Below are 17613 nucleotides of genomic sequence, written 5' to 3'. Positions count from 1 at the left end.
GCTCAGGCGGGCGCTACGGGGTGGCGGCGCCGGGTGTCAGGGCCTCGATGCGCGCCTTCTCAGAGACCATGAGATTCCGGACGTGCTCACGCAGGGACGCCACGTCGGTGAAGCCGCTGGGGTCGACGGGGGGCATGACCTGGACGTGGCAGCGGGAGGAGGTCTCCAGCACCAGGCCATGCTTGGGCAGGGTGCGGGCGGTGCCGGTGAGGACCACGGGGATGATGGGGCAGCGCTGCTTCAAGGCCAGCGCGAAGGCGCCGTCCTTGAACGGCTTCACGACGCCGTCGAAGGAGCGCGTGCCTTCGGGGAACATGAGGATGGGCACGCCGCGAGACAGCCAGTATTCGCAGGCCGCCATCATCTTCATGATGCTCGCCTTGTCACCGCGCACCAGGGGGACATAGCGGTTGAGCCGCATGTTCCAGCCGATGAGCGGCAGCTTGAAGTTCGACGCCTTGGAGACCCACTTGAAGGGGCGGTAGAGGCCGAAGAGGACCAGGATGTCGCCGAGCGACTCATGGTTGGCCACGAGCACGGCCGGGCCCCGCCAGGGCAGGTGTTCGCGGCCGTCGATCTCCAGGCGCCAGAGCGGGTTGACGTAGAAGTAGAGCTGCGCCCAGAAGCACGAATACAGGTGCAGGACGCGGCCGTCGCGGTCGAACGGCAGCGTGACGGCCCACACGAGCACGGCGCCCACGAAGAGCACGGCGCTGGAGAGCATCAGGAACGCCCAGAAGACGATGGAGAAGAGGAGTCGAATGGCGCGCAGTGTGCCACAGGCTCGCGGGGCGTGGGCTTGTACTTGGGGGCCCACGGGCGTCAGAGGCCCTTTCAGGAGTCCTCTTCCGTGCCGCACCAACGTGCCCTGGCGCGGTGCCTCCGCTCGCAATGGTTGGAAACCCAAGAAGCGCGAGTGAGGCTGTCTGGTAGATTCGAGCCGGGAGGGCGTGCATTGCCCCGACTCGTTGCCATTCTTTACCTGCTGGTGTGATTCGCTGTCCCGGCGCAATCCCTCACGGACCCGCGTGAGCGTGTCATTCTCGCAGGCCCTGAAACGCAACAGCGACTGTGGCGACGGTCGGCGCTACGAAACGAAGCAACGATGGTTGGGTTTGGCCCTGTCTCTGGAGTTGTCGGGGGGAGAAGGCAGGGGGCCTCCCCGGCGCGTCAGGCCGTCCTCGACGCCATTGACGAGGTGAAGCGCTCCATGGAGGGCATTGAAGCCGCGCGCGCTCGGCTCGCGTCGCGTCCGCCCGCGCTCGGTGGCCGGGGACTCCATGGGGCATTCACGCGCTACCTCGACCATGGCTCCAGGCAATGGGCCTGGCTCCGAGGAACGCTCGGGAGCGCCACCGGGTTGGTGGGAGTGGCGTCACAGGTGGGGGACTCCGACATGGAGCGGGGCCTCCTCCGCATGTCGGGGCCGCGACTCCAGGCCGCGATGTTTGGCGCGCTGTTGCTGGCCACGTGGGTGGACTTCCTCCAACTCGCTGACGCCGTGCTTCGACAGTGCCCCGCCTATAGCGTTGAGAAGCTGTTCGCGGACCTGAATCGAGTTCTAGGCCTGATGGCTCCGACGCTGGCCGACCTCGCCTCGGGGGACTCGGAGCGCGTCGAAGAGGCGGCGACCGCGATGCCCGAGTTGATGGGGAAGCTGACCCACGAGTTCGACGCGATTCATCGAGGCGCCCGCGCGGCCATGGAGAACGGCGCCAAGCTCATGGTGGCGGCGCAGGTGGTGGAGATGTTCACCATGGTTTCCACGATGAAGCTGTCACTCCCCTGGTTGCCTCCGGCTGGACCCGCGACGCTCGGCGTGGGGCTGGTGATGAGTCCGGGTGGCGTCATGGTGGGCTCGCGAATCGTCGTCTCCGCGGAGTGGGTGGAGATGATGCGAAGGCTGGTGCAGGCGGGAGTCCTCTCCGTTCCGGCTGTGAGCGCGGCCATCCGCATCCACGGCGGACAGGTGCTGATGGCGCAGGCGCACCAGGACTTGCCCAAGGGCGTGCGCGATGCGTTGGGTGACAGCCCCGAGGTGCGCGGCATGAGGGTGACAGGCAGGGCTGGCGCGGGCATGTCCGAGGCGCCGAAGCACCACGTCCTGCCGAAGGAGCACCGCGAGTGGTTCGAGGCGCGCGGCTTCAAGGGCGACACGGACATCGACCAGTTCTGCGTGCGGCTGGAGCGGGCCCACCACGAGGCGATTCATGGTGGTGGAAACTGGAAGCTGGGGCGCATATGGCCGGGCGAGTGGAATCGGATGATCATGCGCGTACTGAGCAAGGCTGAGAGTGAGACAGGCCGAGTGTTGACTCGGAATGAGATCCTGAAGATCGTCGCAAGGAACATGAGAACCCATAAGCTCCCGATGAACTTCGTTCCTGGGAGAAGTCGATGAGCGAGGATCGTTCCTGGCAGGGGAACTGGAAGGCCCGCCTCTATGAGCGAGTTCGCGAGCGCGGCTACAACTCGCTGACGGCCTTCGCCAATGCGCGGCCTGCTATCCCGCTGTATCTCCTGGCCGACGAGCTTGGGCGGGACGACATCGCGGGAGTACAGGTGTTGAGCGGGCTCCTCGACGAAGCGGAACGACAAAGGCATGTCACACGCTTTGTTCGCGACATGCTCGTGCGCGAGCTGTCCGAGAGCTTCCCCGACGGTTGGCCGACCGTGATGGATGATGATGGCCGCTTCGAGGTCGCCCAAGCGCTCGGCTGCTGGTACGGACACGTACCCGAGTCCCACCAAGAGCGTGCCGATCAAGTCATGGCAGCGCTTCGCGCGACTCCTCCTCGTCCTGGCTGGCGCCCGCTCGGCCCTGACGACGAGCTTCTGCGAACGCTCCTCCCCGACGAAGAAGCCTGAGCGTCAGCGGCGCGAAGCACGGGCCGCGACGACAGCCCTCCCAGGACCGCGCCTTCGCGCCCACAGATTTAACTCGGCTTAATTCAACGGGAGCGTGGCCGGGCGCGATACTCGGTTCATCAGGGCCGTGGGGGCCCAGAGGGGGAAGTGAATGTCACGCATCCAGAGCCGTTCATTCTTCACACCGTCGTCGACTCCGGTGGCGCCGCGGAGCAGCCCCGCGTCTCGGGAGTTGGGGACGCAGGGGGCGCCGCCCGCGCCTCCGCGCAACCCCGTGCGAGACACGTTCGAGCAGGCAGTGAGCCTCGATGCGCTGCGGCGCTTGCAGGGCTTGGCGATGCAGGTGAGCGTGGCGCCCCACTGCGCCGCCCCGCCGTCCCAGCCGCGGGGCGGTCCGCCCTCGCTGACCGACGCCACGGACGTTGGCGGCGTCGCCTTCAACCAGGTCGACCGCGCCGATGGTGGCCCCGTCACGCGCCTGCAGCAGTTCCTCGAGGGCGCGGGTTACCTGGACATGGGCGGCGCCGATTACGGCACGTTCGGGCGCCTGACACAGGCGGCCCTGCGGGACTTCCAGACCGCCGAAGGCCTCAGCCCCGCGGACGGCAACATGAGCCCGGCCACGCTCGCCGCCATGCAGCGCCCCCAGCACCCGGCGGCGGACCCGTCGATGGCCTCCCTGGCCCAGGCCTACGCGCCGCAGCTCGGGCGGCCCATGAGCCCGCTGGAGCCGGGCAGGGACGGCGCGATGGTGCAGCAATTCGAGCACGGCACCCTCACGCGCCTGCCGGGGGGCGAGGTGCGCGTGCAGGACCTGAACGGCGAGGACCTGGTGCCCCCCGTGTCCCCGAGCACCGTGTCGACGCTGGAGGAGGCGACGGCCTTCCACGTCGCCCAGTGGGGTGCGGAGGGCTACAGGGACTTCAACGATGGCAGCAAGTACTACGGCGGCAATGACTGCGGCCCGGCCTCGGTGGTCATCGCGGCGACGGCCGTGGGCGCGATGGCGCCTCCGGGCGCGGCCGGAGCGGGCGAGGCCATCGACACGGTGCGGGAGAACATCCTCGACGACCCGGACTCGAACACGTCCGTGACGATGACCGTGAACCAGGTGGCCGAGGGCGTGACGGACGCGGGCGCCGTGGCCACCGTCGTAGGCTCGGCGGACGTCGACATGGCGGCCGTGGACGCCGCGCTCTCTCGCGGGCATCCCGTCATCCTCGGAGGCAATCCCTTCGGCAACGACCCCGACCACCAGGCCTGGGGGCCCACGGCGCGTGCCGATGACAACTACCTGATGGGCGAGAACTTCGGTGGCCACTGGGTCACCGTGACGGGCATGACGGAGTCGGGCAACTACATCGTCAATGACCCGCTCTGCCCCAACGGCCCCATCGAGGTGACGCCGGAGCAGATGGCCGAGTACGTGGACGGCAACCTCGGCATGGTGGAGGTGAGTCCCACGCCCGTTCCCGTGTCGTGATGCGGGGCCCGGCCGCGGAGCCAGGGCTGTAGTAGCGTCGCCTGTCAGCCGGAGAGGACATGATTCCTCCGGCTGACACACGCGTGAAGGGCGTCCATGGCAACCCTGAAACAGGTCGCGTTCCAGATGGCGAGGACTCCCGCTTCAGGTGCCCTGGTGCGCTTCGGCTTCGCGCACGCGGACCGGCTCCTGCCGCTCACCTCCGTGGCGCGCTCGGCGCATGCCGCCATCTACCGCCACCCGCGTCCGGTCTACGGCACCTTCCACCACATCGCCGTCCCCCTGCATGGCGTGCCGGATGTCTTCGCCCTGGCGCATCCGCGCCATGCAGGGCTCCGCGCGGGCCTCTTCGCGCTCATCGCCAGCGCCCGGCAGCGGGCCCCGTCCTCAGTGCTCGTCAACGCGGGCCCTCGCCAGGACGTCGGGCAGGTGCACTTCCACCTCACGGACGGCGCGCCCTTCAGCGACGCCGTCCGCGCGGAGGCCCTCACCTGGCCGGACTGGGACGAGGCCGTCCGCGCGCTGACCTCCGTCCCCGGCATCCAGGAGCGTTATCGCGCCGGCTTCTCGCTGCTCCAGGACGCGGGGGACGCGCGGGTGCGCCTTATCTGAGACTCACGCCGTTGGAGACCAGAGGTCCGCCAGCGCGCCCGCGGCGTGGGCCTCGGTGTAGCGGCGCAGGTCCTCCGCGTTGTCCGCCTCGAGCCAGCCAGACGCGATGGGCACGGCGTGAATCGCCACGCCGTCGCGGATGAGGTCCTGGAGGAAGGTCGTCATCGACGTGTTCCAGTAGCGGGCATCCTGTGCCACGCGCAGGTCGAAGCGCTCGAAGAGCGCGTGCAGCACCCCTGGAGCGAAGCGCAGCAGGCCGATGTACTGTCCTTGCACTTCGTCGACCGACCGCACCCGCGCGCCGATGTCGATGATGCGCTCACCCTCCAAGCGCAGCGACTCGCAGTCCGTCGTGGGGTCCTCCATCCGGAGCTCCCAGAGGCGGCGCCACCGCGTGTCGACGGCGACGTCGATGTCCCGGGACGCGGCGAGCATCGTCCCCAGCACCTCGCGCGAGAAGACGATGTCCCCGTAGGCGACGAGGACGGGCTCGCTCCGCGACACCACGGGCAGGCTGAAGCGCAGCGTGGCGACCATGTTGCCCGTGGTGTAGGCCGGGTTCACCACCACGCGCACGTCGCGCCCCGCTTGAATCTGCTCCGGGTACGCGCCCGCCATCACCGTGACGTCGACGCCGAAGTGCTTGTAGACGGCCAACTGGTGGTCGAGCAGCGCCGCCCCGGCCAGCTCCACCAGACACTTCGGCCGGCTCGCCGCCAGCGGCCCCATGCGGGTTCCCAGCCCCGCGGCCAGAACGATTGCTTTCACAGGTTGTATGCCTCCATGAAGTCGAGGACCGCCGCCAGGTGATGAGGCGCGCGCTCGGGGTGCCAGAGGATTCCCAGCGCGCGCCGCTGCCTGCTCGCGAAGGCCTCCACCGAGCCCTCCTCCGAGCGCGCGAGGACGTCCCAGCCGGCGGGAACGGACTGCTCCTCCACGCCCCAGTGGTGGAAGCTCGCCACCTCCGCCGGGCCCCGCCACGCCCTGGCGAGCGGGCCGGTCAGCGCGTGGCGTACACGCACATGTCCCTCGACGCGCACGAGCCGCATCCCCGCGGCGAGCGCGAGCATCTGCGCGCCCCGGCACACGCCGAGCAGCGGCGTCCCCGCCCGGGCGGCGAGCGACAACAGCACGGACTCCGCCTCGTCCCGCGCGGGGACCTGCGCCTCACCCGTCCCTGGTGCGTCGTTGCCTCCGGTGAGGATGACGAGCGCGGGACGGAGGGCCTCGAACTGGGCGGTCGCCGCGGCGGCCACGTTCACCGCGGGGAACGGCACCCAGCCCGCCTCCCACAGACACGCGGCCCAGGAGGACTCGAGCGCGTCCCGCACCTCCGGGCGCCCTGGGACGCGGTCGCTTCGCTGGGTGAGCAGGACCACGCGTCGCTCACTCATGGATGAGCCTGCGCCCCCCGCAGTCCAGCGTCATCACCCGCCCGCCCGACAGCCGCCGGAACTGCTCCCGGCCCACGCCGATGGCGGCGGGGAGCTGCAGCTCGGTGCAGCGCACGGCCATGTGTGAGTTCGCGCCACCGTACGCCGTGACGATGCCGGCGACGCCGAGCGCGAGCAGGCCGTCATAGCCAGGGTCGGCGCGCTCCAGCAGCACGATGGCGCCGCGGACGTGCTCCGGGTCCGGCAGGCCGTTGGCGACCAGGACCGGCGCGCGCACACAGGCCTGGGTGACGAACAGGGGCTGCTCGCCGCTGCTCACGTGGAAGAGCAGGTGGGACGTGCGCACCAGGATGTCCGGCAGCTCGATGAGGTTGACGGCGGCGGCGTGTTCGCGCGCCTCGTCCACGGCGTCACGGCACCACCGCCTCGCCTCGGCTGGCGAGAGCCCGAGCGCCGCCTCCACCTGCTCCAGCGACAGGTGCGCGAGGTCATCGCGGCTGAGCCCCAGCGGCTCTCCCCACGCGGCGAGGTGCTCGAGCACGCCGCTGAGCGTCTTGGTGAACACATGCTTGCCGTACTCGCGGCCCGCGATGGCCGCGCCCAGGTGGCCGAGGAACGCGTCGCTCGTCAGTGCCAGCCCCGCGCCCTGGAGGCCCGCGTCGAGGCGCTCCAGGAGGTCCCGGGAGAGCGGCGCTGCGTCTCTGGGAGGCTCCTCCGCTCCCGAGATGAGCGGACCGAAGTACCGCTCCGGGTCCGCGCCATAGCGCGGCATCCGGATGTCGTAGGTCCCCGGGCGAAGGTGCCCGAACTCCGCGACGAGCGCCTCCAGTCCCAGCGCGCCCCGCCGCACGCGGAGCGCGTCCGCTTGCAGTTGCCCAGCCACTGTCCGGATGCGCTGGAGCACCTCGCGCTGTTCGCTCGCGTCGAGCACGCCTTCGCGCACGAAGCTCTTGAGCAGCGCGGTCACCACGAACGCCGTTCTCGCCAGGTGCGCGAAGGGCAGGGTGCCCAGCTCCCGTAGGCGCGCGAGGACGGGGCCGAGCCCACCCTCGAAGCCAGGCGCGAACGGGTGGGCACGCAGCCGCTCCACCTGCGCCAGCCAGGCGGGCAGGTCGCGGAGCCCGTTGAGCGTGAGCTCCCTCAGCGCCGCGGCCAGGGCGTCCAGCTCCTCCGCATCCACCGAGGCCCCATAGTGGCGCCTCAGCCGCTCCCGCAGGCCCAGGCTCGCGCAGGTGTCGGCGATCTCGAACTCCACCTTGTCGTGCAGCTCGGGGGACTCGGCCAGCCGGGCGAGCTGGTGGGAGACCAGGGCCTCCGCCACGTGCGACGGGGTGACGGCGGGGATGAAGGAGTTGAGGGAGGCCCGCACGTCCACGTAGGCATGCCCCGCGAAGTCGCGGAGCAGGGGAACGCCGCGCAGGTCGCGGTACCCGTAGCCGGCGCGCTGCTCCGCCCAGGTCCTGTCTGTGATGAGCCCGCCGTAGAGGCTCCGCGCGAGCGGCAGCGGGCGCCGGCCAATCATCTCCGCGGGGTTCCAGTCCGTCATGGTGCTGTAGACGGGCCCCTCGCCGACGACGGGGCTCCTCGGCCGCAGCAGCGCCTGGTGCGCCGTGCAGGCCTCCGCGAGCAACCTCGCGCGGTGGACCTCGCTCCCCTCCGGAAGCGACGCGCCCTTGGCGATGGGCCGCACCTGGAAGAGGTGGAAGTGGCCGCCGGCCATCGCGAACTCGATGTCGAGCGCCTCCACCCCGATGAGCTTCACCAGCTCGCGGCCCACGGTGACGACGCGGCGGAGCGAGTCCGGCAGCAGCCCCTTGGGGACGCCGTGCTCCACATACGCGGAGGAGGGCTTCTCCAGGGCCCCGGACGTAATCTGGTCCGTGCGCCCGCTGTGTACGTCCGACGCCACCACCCAGTAGGAGGCCAGCGTCTCCGGGTGCCGCGCCATCAGCACGCCGCTCTCGCTCACGGGGTAGACGTAGGACTGGAGGAAGACCTTCTCCGCCGCCGCCCCCGGGCCATACGAGCCGAACACGTCCGAGATGGCGCCGCTGAGGGCCTCGGCGTCGCCCGCGTCCACGTCGAGCACCGACAGGAAGCGCCCGGCGTTCGACGCGCTCCACGCATCCTCCGCGGAGCAGGAGGAGCGGACCACGACGCGCTCGCTCCCGAAGCGCTCGCGCACGCGCCGGAGCACGTCGTCCCTGTCCCGGGCCCACTCCTCGCCGCGCACCACGAGCGGCTGGCAGATGCGCCATGGCCCGTGCAGCTCCGAGAGGACGTCGAGCGTGCGCGCCTTGTCCCCCAGGACGAGCCGGCCCACGGGGGTGAGCGGCTCGCTCGTGGCCTCGTCCTCACGGAGCTCGAGGTGGGCCACGTCTCCGGCCTGGGCGAGGCGGCCCGCCACCTCGTCCAGGTCCCAGCCCTCCAGCGCGCCTCGCACGGCCTGGGTCCTCCCCAGGATGAACCGGCACGCTCCCCGCCAGGTCGCGACGACGGCGGGGGCCTGCTGGAGCAGCGCGTGGAGCGCGCGCGGCCGGGGGAGCACCGTTCCCTTGAAGACGAGCGTCAGCGGCGCGCCGTCATACGACTGGGCCAGGGTGCTCAGGACACGCTCGGCCCAGACGCGCATGGAGGCGTGGGTGGGGCCGATGCTTCGGCTCCGGCAGTCGGGCGCGCTTCCGACCCGCGGGGTGAGGTGAAGCGTCGCGGTGTCACGGTCCAGGGCAGTCACGGGCAGCCTCGCACGGGCGGACGTGGCGCATGGCACGAGCGAGGCATCGCATTGTGGCCCCTGCCCACGTGTGGTGGATTGAATGCATGAGAACCTTCGCCACGGATGAGCGGCTCGCGTATCGCCGCGCGGGCAACGAGCTGCAGCCCCGCCCGTCCGAGGACCATGTCCTCTCCTACGAATACCGGCTGATGCAGTTGCCGCTGGTGCGGCCCGACCATCCGGAGGTCGTGCCGTTCGACCTCAAGGCCGGCTATGACTGGCTGGGCACCTACCGCGCGCCGCGCGTCTCGCTGGTGGGCTTCGTGGACTTCGGTGCCTTCGCCCAGAGCCCCCAGTTCAACCGCTTCATGAACGCCGTCGCCATGACGGCCGCGGCGCGGAAGATTGCGTGGGACCTCGTCGAGCGGCGCAAATACAGACACCACTTCACCATCTGCAACGGGCTGCATGAGCGGATGCCCGCGCAGGACATCGTCCCCTTCGTGAAGCAGCGACTGGAGGGCTTCCCCCGCTTCCGCGTCCAGGTGAAGGGCGGCTGGTTCTGGGGCAAGAAGAACGGCCGCATCTACTTCCCCGTCTACCCGGAGCTGACGGAGGGCCCGGCGCCGGTGGACCACCTCACCGAGGTCCAGAAGCGGCTGGGGCACTCGCTCCACCCCGGCTTCTACATCGGCTGTTTGCAGTTGATGGACCACCTGCGCTTCAACGCCGAGCTGGACGTGCATGAGGCGGACGAGCTCTTCGGCGTGCTGCGGAGCTTCCGGGAGACCGTCATCGTGGAGCTCGAGGTGAACGAGCTCTCCATCCTGCGCACGCACGACGACCTCATCCTCAAGAGCCGGGTGCTTGACCGGGTGCCGCTGGCGGAGTGACGGGCTCATTCGAACTCCTGGAGCGCGCTGCGCAGGAGCACGCGCTCGTAGGCGTTGCGGACCAGCGCCCCCAGCGGACCGATGAGCCGCGTGAGGTCCGTCTCGCGGTACAGCGCGGGCTGATGGAGCAGCTCCAGCACCGTGGCGATGAGCGCCGGCTCCACGCGGTAGTCGAACATCCCGGGCCGCCGTGGATGCGCGAGCCCCGCGCGCACCACCTCCGCCACCCGCGGGGCTTCGTGGGCCACCCCGCGCAGGTACAGCTCGCGGGACGCGTCGTGCTCGGCGCGGAGCGCGGCGAACTGGCTGCTGGCCTCGCGCCACGGTCCGACGAGCGCCTCGGGGAAGGGGGCGATGAGCTCCACCTCCTCGGCGAGCCGCAAGCGCAGGTGCATCAGGAACTCCATGGGCGAAGGCCGCCACGCCCGTCCCACGAGCGCCTCCGGGAGCTGCTGCCCCGGCGACGTGGCGCGACGGGTGGGCTGTCCCTGTGACGCCAGGAGCAGGCGCAGCTCGCGGGGGTCGAAGGCCGTGGCGGCCTCTTCCAGCGTCGCGCGGGTGTCATCCGAGGAGTGCATGAGGCTCAGCGCGCGCGTCGGGGCTTGTAGCCGGCTGCGCAGGTGGTGCGGCGAGCGTTTGCGCGGGTCCGCGGAGCCCTTGAGCGCCTTGAACGCCGCGCAGGCCGAGCGCCCCGGGGTGTGGAGGAGCAGCGCGCAGGAGGGCTCGAGCAGATAGATTTCGCTCGGGACGGCCCACGTCTTGTCGACCGCGATGGGGCGGTTGGGGCTGTAGACCGCCTCGATGGTGCTCTGCGTGTACTGGACGAAGCGCCGGTCCACGACGTGGAAGCCCTCACGCTGGAGGAACGCGAGCGCCTCCTCGGCCAGCCCGAGCCCGAGGGCATACGGGTCGAAGAACGTGAAGACGAACGCCTCGCTCCCAGGACGCGTGGCGAAGTCGTCGACGAGGCCGGACACACTGGCGAGGTTTCTCATGGGTGTTCTCCGCTCCCGGGTTCGACCAGCCACAGCGCCTCGGCCGGCGCGAGCGACACGGGCCCGCTGCCCTGGCGCCCGCCGAGCAGGTCCTTCCAGGTCCGCAGGGGCGTGGCGACGGACACGGGCTCCACGCCGAAGTTCACCAGGACGTGCAGGGGCTGACGGTCATGGCTCCGCGCCAGGTGGAGCACCCGCGGGGCGGGCAGCCGCGCCTCGCAGCCGCCGTCCTCCATCAGCGCGGGCGCCTGCTCGCGCAGGTGGATGAGTCTCAGAAGGGACTTCAGGATGCGCGCATGCACCGGTCGCCGGACCCGCTCGCGGAGCGCTTCGTAGGCGTAGCGGTGCCGGTTCGCGGCGCGCGGGTTCGAGGGCTCGAACTCCACCGCGTCCGGCAGTCCGAAGAGCGTGGGGAAGTAGAGACAAGGAGTCGCGGGGAGCGCGAAGAGGAGCGCGTGGGCGGCCAGGTAGCGCTCGACGTCGAGCCCCGCCTCGGTGGAGAAGATGCGGTGCAGGGAGCTGTTGAGCTCGTAGGGCCGTGACTCGCCCCTCACCTCCGCGTGGGACACCTGGACCCCCGCGCGCTCCAGCCGCGTGAGCACGCGCCGCAGGGTGGGCGCGTCGAGCGGCGGGTCCATGGGCCGCAGGTGTACGCCGTCATGAGTCTGGAGAAAGGCGTAGCCGTCGCGGTGGCGCGCATCGGACGCGGACGCGTTCACCCAGTCCACCAGGGGCTGCCCCTCGCCCGCCAGGGCCGCCGCGAAGACGAGCAGCGGCGCCGCGAGGTGGTTGTCGTGCTGCGCCAGCTCCTCGCCCAGGTAGCACCGCTCCCCGGCGCCGTGGTCCGTCTCCGCGAGCAGGCGCACCGAGGGGTCCACCAGGTCGGCCACGGCGCGCAGCGCGCGCACCAGGACCTTCGCCTCGGGCTGGTGTGGCCCGCCGGGCACGCGCTTCCACGCGTGGGGAATGGCGTCCAGGCGGATGACGCGTGCGCCCGCCGCCACCAGCCGCAGGAGCGTCCGCGCCATGCGCTCGAAGACGTCCGGCGAGCCATGGTTGAGGTCCACCTGCGCGCGCCCGTAGGTGCACCACGCCCACACGGGACGCCCCCCGGCGTCGAAGCGCTGGAGGAGGGGAGCGGTGCGCACCCGCGTGCCCCACTCGATGGTCCGTGGCTCCTGGAAGAGGTGGAAGTCCTCCGGCCGTCCCGCGCCACGCAGCACCTCCCGGAACCCCGGGTGCGCGGTGGATACGTGGTTCAGCACCAGGTCGAGCATCAGCCCGCCGCCCACCTCCGCCAGCCGCTCCAGGTCCTCCCACCCGCCCAGGCGTGGATGCACGGCCTGGTGGTCCACCACCGCGAAGCCGTCGTCGCCGTCCGACACATAGGGCGGCAATACGTGCAGCAGCGTCGTCCCCAGGGGGCCCACCTCCTCGTCGAGGAAGCGCCGCAGCGCCGCGAGGGGCGCCACGCCGCCGTCGGCCACGTGGTCCGGGTACACGGTGATGACCGCGGGCCGCGCGCTCGCCGCCGCGTGTCCGGGCCGGATGCGCGCGCGGACGTCCTCCGCCTCCGCCGCCAGCGCCTGGGCCCGCGCGTCCGCGCGCTCCGCGCCATGGAGCCGGCCCAGCGCTTCTCCGAGCCGCGCCATCGCCGAGGCGCGGACCGGTTCAGCCATGGTGCGGGGGGTGGTCATGCCTGGTGCTCAAGGACGTAGGTGATGCTGCCCTGGAGGAACTCCACCGCGCGCGCCAGCTCCGGCTCCGCCGACATGCGCGCGGCCATGCGCTGATGCAGCGCCTCGATGCGCGTGAGGCAGTCACCCAGCGGGCCCGCCGCGCAGTCCGCGAGGATGGAGAGCCCCTCCGCCAGCAGCGCCCGGTCCACCTCGCCCGCGGTGGTCATCGCCTTGCGTGACTCGATGAGGAGCCACTTGCGCGACGCGCTGGTCACCCCCAGCGTCGCGAGGATGGAGACGAGCGCCTCCTCCACGGCGATGCGCGCGACGTGCCGGCTGGACTCCTCGCTGGTGGGGCGGTGGCTGATGGCGTCCTCGAGGTACTCGTGGACCTCCATGAAGTGCCGCACCGTGAGATAGGTGGGCAGCAGCTCGACGAGGAACTCATCCCGCCAGCTCGCGACGAGGCTCGGGTTGAGCAGCGGCACGCCGGTGCGCAGGCGGTGCAGGAAGCGCAGCTCCGGGCCGTCGATGATGGGGACGAACTTCAGCTCGGACGGCTTGTAGAGCGCCGGCGCGATGGCCGTCATCCACGTCATGATTTCCGCGACGCGGCCCCGCTCGGCGAGCTCGATGTTGACCTCGATGCCGTCGCAGTACTGGAGCGCCTCGCTGAAGCGGCTGTTCTTGAAGCGCATGCCCTCCCGCGCCGTGACGAGCGACGTGCGGTGCGGCACCAGCACCATCAGGTCCACGTCCGAGCTGGGCGTGCCATTGCCGGCCGCGAGCGAGCCCGTCAGCAGCACGCCGCACGAGGCGGGGTCGCTGACGAGCTCCGGAAGGATGCGTTCGAGGTCCACGCCGTGGGCGCGGAGCGTCTCCGCGGTGAGCGGCTGGCCATCGGAGAGCTGATGCGTGCGCTTCATGAGGTCACCTTCCCCTGCCCCTGCTGGGACAGTTGCAAGTCCGAGAAAACGTCCGCGCACGCGTCCGCGACGGTGTGCACCATCTGCGCCTCATGCGTCCGCATCACGCTCAGGCGCAGCAGGCCGCGGCCGGCTGGGACGGCCGGGTGGATGACCGGGTTGGCGTAGATGCCCCGGTTCCACAGCAGCCGCCACGCCTGGAGGGTGTCGAAGTCCGCGCCCACCTCCACGCTGACGATGGGCCCATCCGACGGCAGGGGCCGCAGCCCGCGCGCCGTGAGCGCCTCGCGCAGCGACGACACCCGCGCCTTCAGCTCGCGCACCAGCTCCGGCTCCGTCTGGAGGATGCGCAGGGCGGCGAGGGCCGCGGCCACGGAGGCGGGCGTGTTGGATGCGGTGAAGAGGAAGGGGCGCGTGAGGACGCGCAGGGCTTCAATCTGGTCCGCGTCCCCGATGATGGCGCCGCCGCAAGAGCCCAGGCTCTTGGAGAAGGTCACCGTGATGAAGTCCGCGTCCTGGACGATGCCCTCCTCCTCCACCGTGCCCAGCCCCCGCTCGCCCACCGTGCCCAGGCCGTGGGCCTCGTCCACGATGAGCGCCAGCCGCGTGGCGCGGCACACCTCCAGGAACCGGCGAAGCGGCGCCCGGTCCCCACGCATGGAATAGACGCCCTCCACGACACAGAGGCCGGGGAGGTCTTCCTGCGTCGCCTGGCTCAGCAGGTCCTCGGGGTCGTTGTGCGCGAAGCGCTTCATGGTCGCGCGCGCCAGCCACACGCCGTCCAGGACGGAGGCGTGCATCTCCTCGTCCACCCAGGCGCGGTCATTGCGGCCGAGCAGCGAGCTCATCAGGCCCAGGTTGGCGCCGTAGCCGGTGGAGAACACCATGGCGCCCGTGCGGCCATAGAAGCGGCGCAGGGCCTCCTCCAACTCCTCGTGGAGCGCGAGGTTGCCGTTGAGCAACCGCGAGCCCGTCACCCCCGCGCCCCAGCGGGCCGAGGCCTCCTGCGCGGCGGCGATGACGCGCGCGTCGTTCGCGAGCCCCAGGTAATTGTTGGAGCCGAAGTTGAGGATGTCCCGGCCCTCCATGCGCGTGAGCGGGCCGGTGGCGGACTCCACCCGCGTGAAGTACGGGAGGCGCCCGATGCGCCTGCCCAGGCGGGCCTGGGCCACGCGCGGGTCGCCGAGCAGCTTCTGGATGACGGGCGCCCGAGAGCGGCCCGCGGTGGTTGGGTCATGTGGTGTCATGCTTTTGGTCCCGGAAGTCGAACGCCAGACTCGCGGCGGTCGCGCACACGGCGGTGAAGGTGAGGATGACGGCGGCGCTCTGGAGCACGACGCTCCAGCGGCCTTCGCCCAAGGTGGCTTCGTTGAGCGCGCGCAGCGCCCAGTAGTGCGGGGTGACATGGCCGAGCGCGCGCGACCATCCCGGCAGGGCTTCGGTGACGACGATGGCGCCGCCCACCGCGCTGAACGTCACGAGCACGAGGTACGAGAGGTTGGAGAGCGTGGCGGTGCTGCGGGTGACGGCGAAGAGGAGGAAGCCCAGCGCCGCGCCGCTGGCCACCAGCACCGCGCCGGTGAGCGCCACCTGGGGCAGGCTGCCGTGCAGCGGCAGGCCCAGGAACGCCGCCGCGAAGCCCGTGAAGAGCAGCAGCTGCGCGAAGGACATCGCGCACGCGGGCAGGACCTTGCCCAGGGCGAACGCGAGCTTCGACGGGCGGAGCAGCGCCTGCCTGCCCTGGGTGTGGTACCAGAAGTCCCGGTAGAAGGCGTGACCCGAGTACGTCACCACCATGTAGCTGAACATCACCGCGAAGCCGATGGTGGCCCGGCCCATGGCGCCCGGCGCCGCGCTGAGCCCCGAGACACCCGGGCCGAGGATGGCGGAGAGGACCGCGGGCAGGATGAAGATGAACACCATGGCCGTGCGCTCGCGCGCGAGGACACGCCACTCGGTCAGCGCGTAGCACCGCGCCTCGTTGAAAAAGCCAGCCACTCCGCCGTGTGTGGCGGAGGGCGGGGACGATGGGTCGTGACTCATGGGGCCTCGGATTCCCGAGCGAAGGCGCTCAGCGACGGGTCTCTCAGCAGGAGGTCGCGGAGCCGGTTGCCGGACAGGCGCAGCTCGGAGAGGTGGACGTCGGAGGGGAGCTCGCCGAGCTTCGAGCGGACCTCCTCCAGGCTGTTGGTGGTCAGCGCGAGCTCCCACGCGGTGTCCGTGGGGCGCTCGCCGCGCAGCGACAGCGTGCGCGCCTGGCTCGACAAGACGGCGCCCAGCGCTCCCAGGTCGCGCGTTGTCCCGTCCCGCAGCAGCACCAGCTCCGTGGACAGCTCCTCGATGTCCTCGGGGTAGTGCGCGGTGACCAGCACCGCGGCGCCCTCCTCGCGCCAGGCGCGCACCCGCCGCACGACGAGCTGGCGGGCCTCGAAGTCGAGCGCGACGGTCGGCTCATCGAGCAGCCGGATGGGCGGCGCGTGGACGAAGCTCGCCGCCAGGTGTACGAGGCGCCGCTGCCCGCCTGACAGGTGGTGCACGCGCGTGCGGGCGATGGGCCCCAGCGCGAACTCCTCCAGGGTCCGGTCGACGGCGGCCTTCGCCTCCTTGCGGCCCAGCAGCAGGTGCGCGAGGTGCCCGACGTTCTCCTCCACCGTGAGCACGGGATAGAGCGCGATGGCCTGCGTCGCGAACCCGATGGCGCGGCGGGCGGGGAGCGCCCCCACGTCGAGCCGGAGCGCGCCTCCAGTTGTCCCCCGCACGGTGCGGGTGAGCACGCCCAGCAGCGTCGTCTTGCCCGCGCCGTTGGCCCCGAGCAGCCCGACGCAAGTCCCCCCTCTCAAGCGAAGGGTGGCGTCGCGCAGCACGGGCGCTCCACCAGCGAACGCGAAGGACAGTCCCTGCGCGGAGAGAAAGACGGTTTCCGGCGTGTGTCCCATGGTCAGTGGGTCCGCCCAGGCCGGATTTCGGAGGATGAGCGTTTATCTGATTTTTTGGCTTTTCCAGTCATTGCTGGAATGGCTTGTACCGGAGCGGTCTGACATCGGGCGTTAGCGTCATGCCGATGGCGCCGTGGAGCGTCTCTTCCTGGGGTGTCCGGATGGGAAGCCGGGTGCCGTCGCGCGGCGCCTACCGGGCGAGCAACGACGTGAGGATGGGCTCGGCATGCGTCCACAGCAGCGCGCCGCCGGCGTCTGGCTCCACGCGTCGCCGGGCCATGGGAAGCCTCGCTGCGAGCGTCTGTCCATGGTCGGGTGAGTGGACGGGGCTTGTGTCGAGCGCTCCGTACCAGAGGTCCACCGGCACGGAGATGGACTCAGGCTTGAAGGGCCACCGGGACATGGCCAGCACGGTGTCTCGCGCGTAGCCCGCGGTGCCTTGTGAGAAGGCTTCGTCCAGCGCGCGCCGGTACGCTTCGGCGAAGCGGGGCTCGGTGTACACGGCGCGGTCCGCTTCGTGGCTCATGCCGATGACCATGTCCCACATCATCTGGGCGCTCATCCCCGCGAAGAAGGCCTCGGCTTGCGCGGGCTCCGTGGCGGTGAGGTCCACCAGCTTCGCGACATCCGGATGGAGGAGTGCGCGAATGGCCGGGTGTGCCAGTTCATCCCCGCCTGAAACGAGCGCGACCGCCTCCACCTCCTGTGTGGCCGCGCAAGCGAGCGCGAAGGGCGCGCCCTGGGAGAATCCCACCACGCGGAGCCCGTTCAGCGCCCGGGAAAGACGGAGGTGCCGGACGTCCGTGGCCCAGTCCAGGAGGCTCCGCCGCGGCATGGGCGTGGAGGCCCCCAGGCCAGGTCTGTCGACGGAGATGAGCCGGACGCCTGTTTCCGCCAACACCGCCGAGCCAAAGCCCAGCCAGCGACTGGTCGCCGCTCCCGGGCAGAGCAACACGGGCCTGCCCGTGAGCGGGCCCCATTCGCTCCAGCTCAACACGCGCCCGTCGGGCAGCGCTGTCGTCCCCTGCCGCTCTGGGGTCTGCATCTCGATGGTCTTCATGTGGAACCTGACAGTGCCCCCGATACGTTCCGGGCACGGCATTCTGGCGCT

General features: G+C 70.9%; 16 protein-coding genes. 5 read left to right on the top strand and 11 right to left on the bottom strand.

The features are described 5' to 3' along the window. Positions 1-13: 13 nt before the first annotated feature. Positions 14-724 (bottom strand): 1-acyl-sn-glycerol-3-phosphate acyltransferase, encoded by a 711-nt coding sequence (locus HV826_RS14675; RefSeq protein ID WP_217917319.1) that lies wholly within the window; start codon positions 722-724, stop codon positions 14-16. A 486-nt stretch (positions 725-1210) separates the two neighbouring features. Between HV826_RS14675 and HV826_RS14670 the strand changes: the two genes are divergently transcribed. The 4 genes from HV826_RS14670 to HV826_RS14655 all read left to right on the top strand — a co-directional run bounded on the left by HV826_RS14670 (position 1211) and on the right by HV826_RS14655 (position 4963). Next, on the top strand, positions 1211-2401 hold the full coding sequence (locus HV826_RS14670; protein WP_176417628.1) for a DUF2380 domain-containing protein: 1191 nt from the start codon (positions 1211-1213) through the stop codon (positions 2399-2401). Beyond that, complete coding sequence (locus HV826_RS14665) at positions 2398-2868, top strand: NUDIX hydrolase (RefSeq protein WP_176417627.1); 471 nt, start codon at positions 2398-2400, stop codon at positions 2866-2868. The genes HV826_RS14670 and HV826_RS14665 overlap by 4 nt, the downstream gene beginning before the upstream one ends. Before the next feature lie 151 nt (positions 2869-3019). After that, positions 3020-4351 (top strand): peptidoglycan-binding protein, encoded by a 1332-nt coding sequence (locus HV826_RS14660; protein ID WP_176417626.1) that lies wholly within the window; start codon positions 3020-3022, stop codon positions 4349-4351. Between the two features lie 96 nt (positions 4352-4447). Further along, a complete protein-coding gene (locus HV826_RS14655) occupies positions 4448-4963 on the top strand; it encodes a hypothetical protein (RefSeq protein WP_176409238.1) in 516 nt (171 codons plus the stop codon). A 3-nt stretch (positions 4964-4966) separates the two neighbouring features. Here the strand turns inward: HV826_RS14655 and HV826_RS14650 are convergent, their stop codons facing one another. Genes HV826_RS14650 through HV826_RS14640 form a run of 3 tightly spaced genes read right to left on the bottom strand, consistent with a single transcriptional unit; the run spans position 4967 to position 9091 of the window. Continuing rightward, positions 4967-5731, bottom strand: coding sequence for a phosphocholine cytidylyltransferase family protein (locus HV826_RS14650; protein ID WP_176417625.1), 765 nt, complete (start codon positions 5729-5731; stop codon positions 4967-4969). Next, positions 5728-6357, bottom strand: a complete 630-nt coding sequence (locus tag HV826_RS14645) for a gamma-glutamyl-gamma-aminobutyrate hydrolase family protein (protein WP_176409240.1) — start codon at positions 6355-6357, stop codon at positions 5728-5730. Before HV826_RS14645 ends, HV826_RS14650 begins: the two co-directional genes overlap by 4 nt. Next, complete coding sequence (locus tag HV826_RS14640) at positions 6350-9091, bottom strand: PEP-utilizing enzyme (RefSeq protein ID WP_176417624.1); 2742 nt, start codon at positions 9089-9091, stop codon at positions 6350-6352. The genes HV826_RS14645 and HV826_RS14640 overlap by 8 nt, the downstream gene beginning before the upstream one ends. 86 nt (positions 9092-9177) lie before the next feature. Between HV826_RS14640 and HV826_RS14635 the strand changes: the two genes are divergently transcribed. Then, positions 9178-9966 (top strand): hypothetical protein, encoded by a 789-nt coding sequence (locus HV826_RS14635; protein ID WP_176417623.1) that lies wholly within the window; start codon positions 9178-9180, stop codon positions 9964-9966. A gap of 5 nt (positions 9967-9971) precedes the next feature. On the opposite strand, the gene HV826_RS14630 is transcribed toward HV826_RS14635, so the two are convergent. From HV826_RS14630 to HV826_RS14600, 7 genes are all read right to left on the bottom strand, one after another. After that, positions 9972-10961, bottom strand: coding sequence for a nucleoside-diphosphate kinase (locus HV826_RS14630; RefSeq protein WP_176417622.1), 990 nt, complete (start codon positions 10959-10961; stop codon positions 9972-9974). Continuing rightward, complete coding sequence (locus HV826_RS14625) at positions 10958-12640, bottom strand: alpha-amylase family glycosyl hydrolase (RefSeq protein ID WP_176417621.1); 1683 nt, start codon at positions 12638-12640, stop codon at positions 10958-10960. Before HV826_RS14625 ends, HV826_RS14630 begins: the two co-directional genes overlap by 4 nt. A gap of 14 nt (positions 12641-12654) precedes the next feature. Beyond that, positions 12655-13566 carry a nucleotidyltransferase domain-containing protein gene (locus HV826_RS14620; protein WP_176417620.1) on the bottom strand — a complete coding sequence of 304 codons (912 nt, stop codon included), beginning with the start codon at positions 13564-13566 and terminating at the stop codon, positions 12655-12657. Further along, positions 13563-14813, bottom strand: coding sequence for an aminotransferase class I/II-fold pyridoxal phosphate-dependent enzyme (locus tag HV826_RS14615; RefSeq protein ID WP_176417619.1), 1251 nt, complete (start codon positions 14811-14813; stop codon positions 13563-13565). The genes HV826_RS14620 and HV826_RS14615 overlap by 4 nt, the downstream gene beginning before the upstream one ends. Beyond that, positions 14800-15564, bottom strand: coding sequence for an ABC transporter permease (locus HV826_RS14610; protein WP_176409247.1), 765 nt, complete (start codon positions 15562-15564; stop codon positions 14800-14802). Before HV826_RS14610 ends, HV826_RS14615 begins: the two co-directional genes overlap by 14 nt. Positions 15565-15605: 41 nt before the next feature. Continuing rightward, the gene (locus tag HV826_RS14605; RefSeq protein ID WP_176409248.1) at positions 15606-16502 is read right to left on the bottom strand and encodes an ATP-binding cassette domain-containing protein; all 897 of its coding nucleotides are present in this window, start codon (positions 16500-16502) and stop codon (positions 15606-15608) included. A 190-nt stretch (positions 16503-16692) separates the two neighbouring features. Beyond that, positions 16693-17562: an alpha/beta fold hydrolase gene (locus HV826_RS14600; protein WP_255217222.1), complete on the bottom strand. Its 870-nt coding sequence runs from the start codon at positions 17560-17562 to the stop codon at positions 16693-16695. Positions 17563-17613 lie beyond the last annotated feature (51 nt).

This window comes from Myxococcus sp. AM010 (assembly GCF_013372585.1).
GTDB classification, from domain to species: Bacteria; Myxococcota; Myxococcia; order Myxococcales; family Myxococcaceae; genus Myxococcus; species Myxococcus vastator.
The sequence above is the reverse complement of the archived record's forward strand: the minus strand, read 5'-3'. Positions and strand labels throughout refer to the sequence as shown.